Origin of the sequence: Sphingosinicella humi (assembly GCF_003129465.1) — a bacterium.
Classification (GTDB): Bacteria; Pseudomonadota; Alphaproteobacteria; order Sphingomonadales; family Sphingomonadaceae; genus Allosphingosinicella; species Allosphingosinicella humi.
Genome location: NZ_QFFF01000001.1, coordinates 2,607,791 through 2,616,978, shown reverse-complemented (window position 1 = coordinate 2,616,978; position 9,188 = coordinate 2,607,791). Strand labels below are relative to the sequence as shown.

Here is a 9,188-nt window from a genome sequence, read left to right as displayed (position 1 = left end):
TTAAGGGAAAGCGGATGGCTCTTCCCTTGCTTTTCAACCGGCTGCGACTGCCCGTCATCGGCGCGCCCTTGTTCATCGTCTCCAACCCCGATCTGGTCATCGCCCAGTGCAAGGCGGGGATCGTCGGCTCCTTCCCGGCGCTGAACGCGCGGCCGCAGTCGCTGCTCGACGAATGGCTGCACCGCATCACCGAAGAGCTCGCCGCCTGGGACCGGGACCATCCCGACACGCCTGCCGCGCCCTTTGCCGTCAACCAGATCGTCCACCGTTCCAACGGCCGCCTTCAAGACGACCTGGCGACCTGCGCCAAATGGAAGGTGCCGATCGTCATCACCTCGCTGGGCGCGAACGAGGAGCTCAACCATGCCGTTCATGGCTGGGGCGGCATCACGCTCCACGACGTCATCAACGACCGCTTCGCGCGCAAGGCGATCGAGAAGGGCGCCGACGGCCTCATCGCCGTCGCGGCGGGGGCCGGCGGCCATGCGGGGCGGCTGTCGCCCTTCGCCCTCGTCCAGGAGATCCGCGCCTGGTTCGACGGGCCTCTCATCCTCTCGGGCGCCATCGCCACCGGCCGCGCCATCCTTGCCGCCCAGGCCATGGGCGCGGATCTGGCCTATATCGGCTCCCCTTTCATCGCGACCGAGGAAGCCAACGCAACCCCCGAATATAAAAACGGAATCGTGGAGGGGCGCGCGGCGGACATCATCTATTCCAGCCTCTTCACCGGCGTCCATGGCAACTATCTTCGCCAGTCGATTCTCGCGGCGGGGCTCGACCCCGACGACCTTCCGGAAGGCGATCTGAAGACGATGGACTTCGGCTCCGGCGAAGGCAGCAAGAAGGCCTGGCGCGACATCTGGGGCTCAGGCCAGGGCATTGGCGCGATCCAGGAGATCCGGCCGGCCGCGGACTATATCGCTCGCCTGCTCACGGAATATGCCGAAGCCAGGGCCACCCTGCTGAAGACGCTTGGCTAGCTAGTCCGCCAGCCTTTGCAGTGCGCTCCGCCAGCGTTCGGGCAAGCGCATCGGCCGACGCTTCTCGCGATCGACATAGACATGGACGAAGCGCCCTTCGGCGGCGGCTTCAGATCCATTCTTCGGGAACACGCCCAATCGATAGGAAACGCTGGAGTTTCCCAGCCTTTCTACGGCCAGTCCAATGTCGACGGGCTGCGGATAGGCGAGCGGCGCGGCGAAGCGGCAGCCCGTCTCGACCACCAGCCCGATCGGTTCCCCCTGCTTCAGATCGAGCAGGCCGGAGTCGATCAGCCAGCCGTTCACGGCGGTATCGAACCACTGATAATAGACGGTGTTGTTGACGTGGCCGTAGGCGTCGTTGTCGGCCCAGCGCGTTCCGATCTCGCGCCAGGTCCTGTAATGATCCCGCCCCTTCAGCGGCGCCCGCGTCACAGCGCCGCCTCGTAGAGGCGCCGGGCATCGGCTTCGCTAATCGGGCAGGGATTGTTCACCAGCAGCCGCTCCTGCTTCATCGCCTCGCTTGCCAGAAGGTCGAGATCGGCGGCGCGGACGCCGACGTCGGAAAGCCGCTGCGGCAGCCCCGTGGCTCGCGACAGGGTGCGCAGGCGCTCGACGAAGGCGCTCGCCTGCGCCTGCGCGCCGAGACGCTCGAGGCTGGGATCGAGCCATCGTCCAAGCTCGGCATATGACGTCATGGCGGCAACCATGTTGTGGCCGAGCACATGCGGCAGCATCAGCGCATTGGAGAGGCCGTGCGGCACATGGAAATGCCCTCCGAGAGGATAGGCGAGCGCATGCACCCCGGCCACCGGCGCATTGGCGAAGGCGACGCCGGCGAGATGCGCGCCGAGCAGCATCGCTTCCCGCGCCTTCCTGTCCTCGGGCCGCTCGCATGCCGTCAGCAGGCTCGCGTCGAGGAGCCGCAGCGCCTCGCGCGCCAGCAGGTCGGACATCGGATTTTTGAGCCGCGCGGAGGTATAGGCCTCGATCGCATGCACCATGGCGTCCATGCCCGTCGCGGCGGTGACTGGGCGCGGCAGGCCGATCGTGAGCTCGGCGTCGAGGATGGCTAAGTCGGCGATCAGCGCGCGGCTGCTGACGCCCTTCTTCTCGGCGCCACCCAGAGTGATGACCGCGACCGGCGTCGCTTCCGAGCCGGTGCCGGCGGTGGTCGGGACCAGGATCAGCGGGAGACGCTGCCCCCGCGCCTTGTCGACGCCCCAGAGCGTGACGAGATCGTCACCGCTTCGAATGAGATAGGCGGCGAGCTTGGCCACATCCATCGGGCTGCCGCCGCCGAACCCGATCGTCGAGACGCAGCCCCGCGCTCGGCCCGCTTCGACCGCGGCCAGCAGCGTTTCGCGCGAGGGATCCGCCTCCACCGCATCGAAAATGACAGGCTCGGCACCGGCCGCTTCGAGCGACTCGAGGGCGGCGCGAGCCAGACCCAGGGCCAAGATCTGGCCGTCGGTGACGAATAGGCACGGACCTTTGGGAACGAACTCGCCCAGCCGTCCGGATGCGCCCGCTCCGGAAACGAGCTTGGGGCCGTAGCTGAAACGATAGTCGCTCAATAGAGCAGCCGCGTCAGAGCGAGCGCTCCAGCCGCCGCAGCAGGTTACGAGCCGGGCTGGGCTGAGGCTCCATCTCGTCGCCGCCTTCGTCGAGCCGCTGCACGCGGGCATAGAGATCGCGGCTCGACTGGATAAGCTGCAGCGCGGCCTCGGGAAGCTGTTCCAGCAGCTCCGGATCGCTTTCTGGCGCTTCGCCGAGCCGGCGCGTGGGCTTGCGCGCCTGGGCGGAGGTCAACTCGCCCGCCTCGACGGCTCGTTGGGTGAGGAGCCAGGCGATGATGTGCATCAGCCGAGTCGTCACCTTCAGCGACTCGCAGGAAAAGCCGACTCGGACGATCGGGTCCAACGCCATCCGATCGTCGCGCCCGTTGCGGTCGAAATAGGCGCGAGCCTCGTCGGCGAGCACCATCGCCTCGACATAGAGCGAGTCGATGAGCCGCGGGGTCATTCGGCTGCGGGCTTGCTCGGTGGCCATGCGCCGACAGTGCCACAGGAGGACGCCGCGGTGAACGCCGAAAAAGGGTTAGTCATTCCTTTTCGCAGAAAATCAGGCGATGATATCGGGGACGAGATGGTCCTCGATCAGCGCGATCTCGTCCTTGAGGCGGAGCTTGCGGCGTTTCAATCGCGCGAGTTGGAGCTGGTCGGCCGCCAGCGTGCTGGTCAGCGCCTCGATCGCGGCATCGAGATCGCGGTGTTCCATCCTCAACTGAGCCAGCTTGGATGCTTCGTTAAGCTCACCAACGTCATTCGCCACCATGGCCGTCCTCCGGCTACCAAACCTTAGTGAAGACGCTATAGATAGACGATCAACGGGTCGTCGAACAGGGACGCCCGGCCGTCCGATCCGGGGAGACAGACGAGCGCTTCTTCGTTCTAATAATTCAGACCAACAGCCGTGCAGAGGAGATGGGAATGCAAAACGCGCATATGTCCGCATTGGAGCTGAAACATGCTGGTCTCGATGCCCGTATCAGTGAGGAAAATCAGCGACCCAATCCGGACATGGCCACGATTACCCGACTGAAGAAGGAAAAGCTCAAGATCAAGGAAGCTATACTCGGCCTCTAGCCGAACCCGATCAGAGCGGGCGCTGCGGCGCCCGCCTCACAACCGGCCTGCGAGCCTTCAAAGGATCGATTTCGACGTCGAAGTTGATCCCGATCCTCCCCCTCTTAATCCACGCCACCTTCCCCGCTACCGAGCCGATACCGCGCACGGTAACGACCACTACCTCGCCCGGCGACGCTACGTCATTGAAGTCGGCCATGACGCCGATCGCCGAGAGATTGCGGACCCGCACCGGCACCGGCTCTGCGGTATCCTCTGGCCTGCGGATGGTCGCGGATAGAAACAGGCTGTCGCGCGGCGACGTCCGCCGAGTCGGGGCAGCTTTATCGGAAACTATCTTGGTTTCGATCACGGGCAGGCTCTCCGGAGCCGCTCTGCGGCGGCGCAGCGAACCTAGCCTCCAATGGTCGAAATCGGGTTAACGACGTCAGTCGTCGCGCGAGACGCGTTCCTGCCGCTCGTGCCGCTCCTGGGCCTCGACCGTCATGGTTGCGACGGGACGGGCCTCGAGCCGGGCCAGCGAGATCGGCTCCCCGGTCACTTCGCAGAAGCCATATTCGCCCTCGTCGATTCGGCGCAGCGCGGCGTCGATCTTGGCGATCAGCTTGCGCTGCCGGTCACGGGTGCGAAGCTCGATGCCCCAGTCGGTTTCGCTCGACGCGCGATCGGTGATGTCGGCCTCGCGGATCGGGCCGCTCTTCAGCTGCGCCATCGTGTCCCGCGATTCCTGGATGATCGCTTCTTTCCAGTCGAGCAGCTTCTTGCGGAAATACGCCAGCTGGAGCGGGTTCATGAACTCTTCATGGGGGCTCGGCCGGTAGCCGTCGTCGAGCGGCACCATCGCCGGACTGAAACCTGATTCGTAAACGTCACTGAGAGCCGTAGCCATAAAACCCCTCCACTCGTCGGGCGGCCCGGCGCGAAAGGCCGGTCCGCAACCCTGGTGCCGCCCGCATTTCGCGATTGTTCGGCACCTGCCCCAGCGCGCCTATAGCTTTGCGACGCGTGAAGGACAAGTCACTCAAAAGTCGATTGAAAATGGAGGCGATTTTACGCTGGAAGCGTGACCTTTTTGCCTCCCCCCGCGGGGAGGCCGTCGCTACACGCACGAATCGGCGAATCACGAGCGACTCAAAGCCGCCGGCGCGAAGATCAGCATGAATGTAGGGCGCGCAGCTTGTTCACGGCTGTCTGCACAATGTCTTCTATTGGGACGAAACCGTTCCGAATAGCCGTTTACCCCTGCTTCAGAGGGCAAGATGTGGTTAACGAACTTGCACTGAAACGACCATTGGGCATCTCTGAAGCATAGCTCGACGCAGCGCCGGATCATCGGGGTCAACTATCCGTCAGCCGCGAGAGCCTAGAACAGGGTAGATGTCATGTCTGTAAGAATGGCCTTGGCGAAACTGGCCGCTTGCACCTGCGGCGGAGCGATCATCGGCGGCGGCGCAGTGCACGTTTCTGCGAACCCGCCGGAACGGCCGGTCCTGGTCAAGCAGGCGAAGGCGAGCACGATCAAGCGCGCCGACCGTCCCATGAGGGTCAAGCGGACGAAGCTGACGAAGGCGGTGAAGCCCGCCGAGTGCAAGGTCGCGCCGGCGACGACGGTGACGACGCGCACGATCACCTACCCGCCCCCGCCCCTTCCCTATCCGGCACCGCCGCCTCCGCCGGTGGTCGTTCCTGCGATAGGAGGCGGCGCGGTGCCGGTCGTGATCGGCGGCGGCGCGATCGGCAGCGGCTTCGGGCCCGGCTTCTTCAGCGGCGGCTTTTTCTCCGGCGGCAGCAGCGGCAACACCATCTTCACCGCCTCGACCAGCACATCGACCGGCGGCAGCTCCACCTCTAGCGGCGCCGTCTCGTCCACATCCAGCACCAGTGGCGGTTCGACCAGCACCAGTGGCGGTTCGACCAGCACCAGCGGCGGCTCAACCAGCACCAGCGGAGGCTCGACTTCCACCTCGACATCGACAGGCGGCATCTCCTCGACCTCCACGTCGAGTTCGAGCGGCAATGTTTCAACGAGCTCCAGCTCCAGCAGCTTCGGCGGCAGCACGAGCACATCGAGCAGCACAAGCTCGTCGACCTCGAGCAGCACCAGCTCCTCCAGCAGCACGAGCTCCTCGACGTCCAGCAGCACCAGCTCGTCCACGTCCAGCGGCGGCTCGACGAGCAGCTCAAGCGGCGGAACGCCGGTGCCGGCGCCGCCTATCATTATCCTGTTCGGCGCCGCAGCGGCTGCCCTGGTCGCGCGGAAAAGGCTCGGTCGCTCCGCAGACTGAGAACCTGGGGGAGCCGGACAGGAAGAAGGCCGCGCCCGACCCTTCAGGCGCGGCCTTCACCCGTTACGAACGAATGAACTTATTCAGTTGCGTCCGTGGTCACCGCAGCGGCGGTCTCGGCGCCGGCGGTCGCATCCGCGGTCGCCTCGGCCGTCGCGTCGGCCGCCGGCGTAGCCGCGGCGGCGCTGGCGGCACCGGCCGCTTCGAGCTCGGCCGCGCTCATGCCGACGACCGGGCCGCTGGCACCGGGGCCGAAGGCGGAGACGGGAAGCGCGACCAGGCTGCCGCTGGAAAGCCGCAGCGTCGCGAGCTCACCCTCGACCTTCTGGATCGAGCCGACGAAGTCGCCGCTGGTGTCGCGCACCATGGCGCCGACGGTGACGAGGCTGTCGGCCTTGGCCAGGCTCTGCTCGACCGCGGCGTTCACCTGGGCCTGCGTCATCGCCATGATGAAGCCGTCGTCCACTGCGGTGAAAGAGGATTTGGGCAGGCGGACCTCATGCTTGTCCGTCTTGAGCACGACATAGTCGCCCTCGACGCTGGTGATCGTGCCGACGGCACCGCCGGCGGTGTCGCTCACATTGGCGCCGGTGGAGAAGGTCGCCTGGGCGAAGGCCGGCTGGAGCGCAGCCGACGCCAGCAGTGCGGCGGAAACGAGAATGGTCTTGCGAAAGGTCATGGTCTCTCCTGAAATTGTGCCTGCCCCGCTATAACATATTGTTAATGAACGAAAACCGTCTCACCAAAAAGCGGGGGAGCGTCGCCGCTCCAGCGGCCACGGAGAGGCACGCTATTCGGCACTGAGGATTTTTTCAATCTCCGAGACCGGATGGCCGGTCAGATCCTTGGCGATTTCGCCCGCGAGCCGCTTCTCGACTTCCTTGTGATAATGTTTGCGAAGCTCGCCCAGAGTGCGGGGCGGGGCGACCACGATCAGCGATTCGAAGTCGTTCTGGAGTGCCCGCTTGCGCAACAGCTCGGCGGTCTCGGCGGCGAAGCGGTCCTCCTCGATCTGATGGAAATCCGCCTCCGCCATGGCGCTTCGGCCGTTGCCGATGCTGGCAAAAGCGCGGCCCGGGCTGTCGGTCTTGATGTCGCGATTGGGGGGATTTTCGCTTTGTCTTTTGCGTTCCACTTCCAGCTTGGGATAGTCGGCGTCTCCATCGTTGCGGAAAAAGAGCATCTTTTCGCCGTCCGCGACGACGATGAAGCTGTTGTGCGGAACTCGCATGTCAATCTCCTCTGATTTTTCCCGGTCAACGCCGCAAATGCGGCGATAGTTGCCGCCGCAAGGCTTGCTTCGCCCCCGTTCCAACGCATAGCTAGGCGGCGATGCGCATCCTCCTCACCAACGACGACGGCGTGAACGCGACGGGCCTCAAGGTGCTGGAGCGGATCGCCCGGGAGTTCTCCGACGACATCTGGATCGTCGCCCCGACCGAGGAGCAGTCGGGCGCCGGCCATTCGCTCACCCTCACCTTTCCGGTGCGGCTGAGGAAGCTCGGCGAGCGCCGCTTCTGCGTCACCGGCACCCCCACCGACTCCGTGATGATGGCGATCGCCCACGTCATGAAGGATGACCCGCCCGACCTCATCCTCTCCGGCGTCAATCGCGGCGCCAATCTCGGCGAAGATGTCACCTATTCGGGCACCGTGTCCGCCGCCATGGAGGGCGCGCTTGCCGGCATTCCGTCGATCGCGCTTAGCCAGGCCTATGCCAAGGAAGGCATGGGCGACACCGTTCCCTTCGCCGCCGCCGAGGCCTGGGCCGACGAGGTGCTGCGCCCGCTCATTGCCACGCCGATGGCGCCGCGGACCCTCGTCAACGTCAACTTCCCCGCCCTCACCCCGAGCGAGGTCAAGGGGATTCGCGTCACCCAGCAGGGCCTTCGCGACTACGGCCGCCTGCGCATCGTGCAGCGTACCGACACGCGCGGCTTCGATTATTTCTGGTTCGGCCTCGGCCCGATGATCGAGACGCCGAGCCATTCCACGGACCTTGAGGCGGTCGCCGACGGTTACGTCGCCGTGACTCCGCTGCATCTCGACCTCACCCACGGGCCGTCGCTCGGCCGCCTCGCCGAGCTTTATCCCTGATGGCCCGCCGCCGCCGCAGGGGTCCGGATTACACCACCCTGCAGCGCAAGGGCCGCCTTCCCGTCTGGGTTCAGATCACCTGGCGGGCGCTATTCGTGGTCGCTCTGCTCGCCGTCGCCGTCGCGGTGCACTGGTTCGAGCGCGACGGCCTGCGCGACAATTTCGACGGCCATGTCAGCTTTCTCGACGTCGTCTATTTCACGATGATCAGCGTCACCACCACCGGCTATGGCGACATCGCCCCGGTGAGCGACCAGGCGCGCCTGTTCGACGCCCTCATCGTGACCCCGATCCGTATCTTCGCGGTGCTGATCTTCCTCGGCACGGCCTACAGCTTCGTTTTCAGACGCACATGGGATAGATGGCGCATGGCGATCATTCAGCGGAATCTCCAGGACCACATCATCGTCGCGGGCTACGGTACCAGCGGCAGCCAGGCGGTGGACGAGCTCATCGCCCGCAAGACCGATCCTTCCTGCCTGGTGGTGATCGACGCCGACGGGGGCGCGCTGGAGCGCGCCCGATCGCAAGGCTGCGCGGTGATGCAGGCCGACGCCACTCGCGACAAGACACTTCAGGCGGTGCGCATCGATCGCGCCCGGGCGATGATCATCTCCGCCGGAAGCGACGACACCTCGATCCTCATCACCCTCACCGCCCGCCACCTCGCGCCCCGCATCCCGATCAGCGTCGCCGTACGCAACGCCGACAATGAGCTGCTCGCTCGCCAGGCCGGCGCCACCACCGTGATCAACCCGGTAAGCTTCGCCGGCCTTCTCCTCGCCGGCTCCACCCATGGCGAGCATATCAGCGACTATCTCGCCGACCTCGCTTCCACGAGCGGCCGCGTCCAGCTCGCCGAGCGGATGGTGGGGCCGGAGGATCACGGCAAATCGCTCGCCGACGCCGCCCGGGGCATTGGCGTCCGCCTCTACCGCGACGGCAAGCCCCATGGCTTCTGGGAGCCGGAATCAAACATGCTCATCCCCGGCGACGTCATCGTCGAGATCGTGCCGACCGCATTGAACGAGGCGGAACCACGCTGAATTCCGGTCGAGCGGTCATCCGGGCAAAACGGCTCACGCCATTGATGATCGTTTCGCACGATGAGCCGAAAACAGATCGGGAACGGGAACTGGTCAGGAGAGGTTGGCATGTCGGCGGGGAGCGCGGGGCCC

General features: G+C 65.5%; 14 protein-coding genes. 4 read left to right on the top strand and 10 right to left on the bottom strand.

Annotated elements, in window-relative coordinates; translation table 11 throughout:
• Positions 1-14: 14 nt before the first annotated feature.
• The gene (locus tag DF286_RS12900; RefSeq protein WP_109271812.1) at positions 15-980 is read left to right on the top strand and encodes an NAD(P)H-dependent flavin oxidoreductase; all 966 of its coding nucleotides are present in this window, start codon (positions 15-17) and stop codon (positions 978-980) included.
• On the opposite strand, the gene DF286_RS12895 is transcribed toward DF286_RS12900, so the two are convergent.
• From DF286_RS12895 to DF286_RS12880, 4 genes are all read right to left on the bottom strand, one after another.
• The gene (locus tag DF286_RS12895) at positions 981-1,415 is read right to left on the bottom strand and encodes an acyl-CoA thioesterase (protein WP_109271811.1); all 435 of its coding nucleotides are present in this window, start codon (positions 1,413-1,415) and stop codon (positions 981-983) included.
• The gene (locus DF286_RS12890; RefSeq protein WP_243444824.1) at positions 1,412-2,557 is read right to left on the bottom strand and encodes an iron-containing alcohol dehydrogenase; all 1,146 of its coding nucleotides are present in this window, start codon (positions 2,555-2,557) and stop codon (positions 1,412-1,414) included. Before DF286_RS12890 ends, DF286_RS12895 begins: the two co-directional genes overlap by 4 nt.
• A 13-nt stretch (positions 2,558-2,570) precedes the next feature.
• On the bottom strand, positions 2,571-3,032 hold the full coding sequence (locus DF286_RS12885; protein WP_243444823.1) for a DUF1465 family protein: 462 nt from the start codon (positions 3,030-3,032) through the stop codon (positions 2,571-2,573).
• A 72-nt stretch (positions 3,033-3,104) separates the two neighbouring features.
• Positions 3,105-3,317, bottom strand: coding sequence for a YdcH family protein (locus DF286_RS12880; RefSeq protein ID WP_109271809.1), 213 nt, complete (start codon positions 3,315-3,317; stop codon positions 3,105-3,107).
• 155 nt (positions 3,318-3,472) lie between these two features.
• On the opposite strand from DF286_RS12880, the gene DF286_RS12875 reads away from it, so the two are divergent.
• Positions 3,473-3,628, top strand: coding sequence for a DUF465 domain-containing protein (locus DF286_RS12875; RefSeq protein ID WP_109271808.1), 156 nt, complete (start codon positions 3,473-3,475; stop codon positions 3,626-3,628).
• A gap of 10 nt (positions 3,629-3,638) precedes the next feature.
• On the opposite strand, the gene DF286_RS12870 is transcribed toward DF286_RS12875, so the two are convergent.
• The 6 genes from DF286_RS12870 to DF286_RS12850 form a co-directional block, all read right to left on the bottom strand.
• The gene (locus DF286_RS12870) at positions 3,639-3,980 is read right to left on the bottom strand and encodes a PilZ domain-containing protein (protein WP_243444822.1); all 342 of its coding nucleotides are present in this window, start codon (positions 3,978-3,980) and stop codon (positions 3,639-3,641) included.
• A 75-nt stretch (positions 3,981-4,055) separates the two neighbouring features.
• Positions 4,056-4,517, bottom strand: a complete 462-nt coding sequence (gene dksA, locus DF286_RS12865) for an RNA polymerase-binding protein DksA (RefSeq protein WP_109271807.1) — start codon at positions 4,515-4,517, stop codon at positions 4,056-4,058.
• 474 nt (positions 4,518-4,991) lie between these two features.
• On the bottom strand, positions 4,992-5,258 hold the full coding sequence (locus DF286_RS15205; protein ID WP_158274691.1) for a hypothetical protein: 267 nt from the start codon (positions 5,256-5,258) through the stop codon (positions 4,992-4,994).
• 21 nt (positions 5,259-5,279) lie between these two features.
• Complete coding sequence (locus DF286_RS15200) at positions 5,280-5,846, bottom strand: hypothetical protein (RefSeq protein WP_158274690.1); 567 nt, start codon at positions 5,844-5,846, stop codon at positions 5,280-5,282.
• A 146-nt stretch (positions 5,847-5,992) separates the two neighbouring features.
• Positions 5,993-6,592, bottom strand: coding sequence for a preprotein translocase subunit YajC (locus DF286_RS12855; protein ID WP_109271805.1), 600 nt, complete (start codon positions 6,590-6,592; stop codon positions 5,993-5,995).
• 111 nt (positions 6,593-6,703) lie between these two features.
• A complete protein-coding gene (locus tag DF286_RS12850; protein WP_109271804.1) occupies positions 6,704-7,144 on the bottom strand; it encodes a host attachment family protein in 441 nt (146 codons plus the stop codon).
• A gap of 101 nt (positions 7,145-7,245) precedes the next feature.
• Here DF286_RS12850 and surE point away from each other — a divergent pair, with 101 nt between their 5' ends.
• Both surE and DF286_RS12840 read left to right on the top strand, forming a co-directional pair.
• Positions 7,246-8,010 (top strand): 5'/3'-nucleotidase SurE, encoded by a 765-nt coding sequence (gene surE / locus DF286_RS12845; protein WP_109271803.1) that lies wholly within the window; start codon positions 7,246-7,248, stop codon positions 8,008-8,010.
• Positions 8,010-9,056: a potassium channel family protein gene (locus DF286_RS12840; RefSeq protein ID WP_109271802.1), complete on the top strand. Its 1,047-nt coding sequence runs from the start codon at positions 8,010-8,012 to the stop codon at positions 9,054-9,056. Before surE ends, DF286_RS12840 begins: the two co-directional genes overlap by 1 nt.
• Positions 9,057-9,188 lie beyond the last annotated feature (132 nt).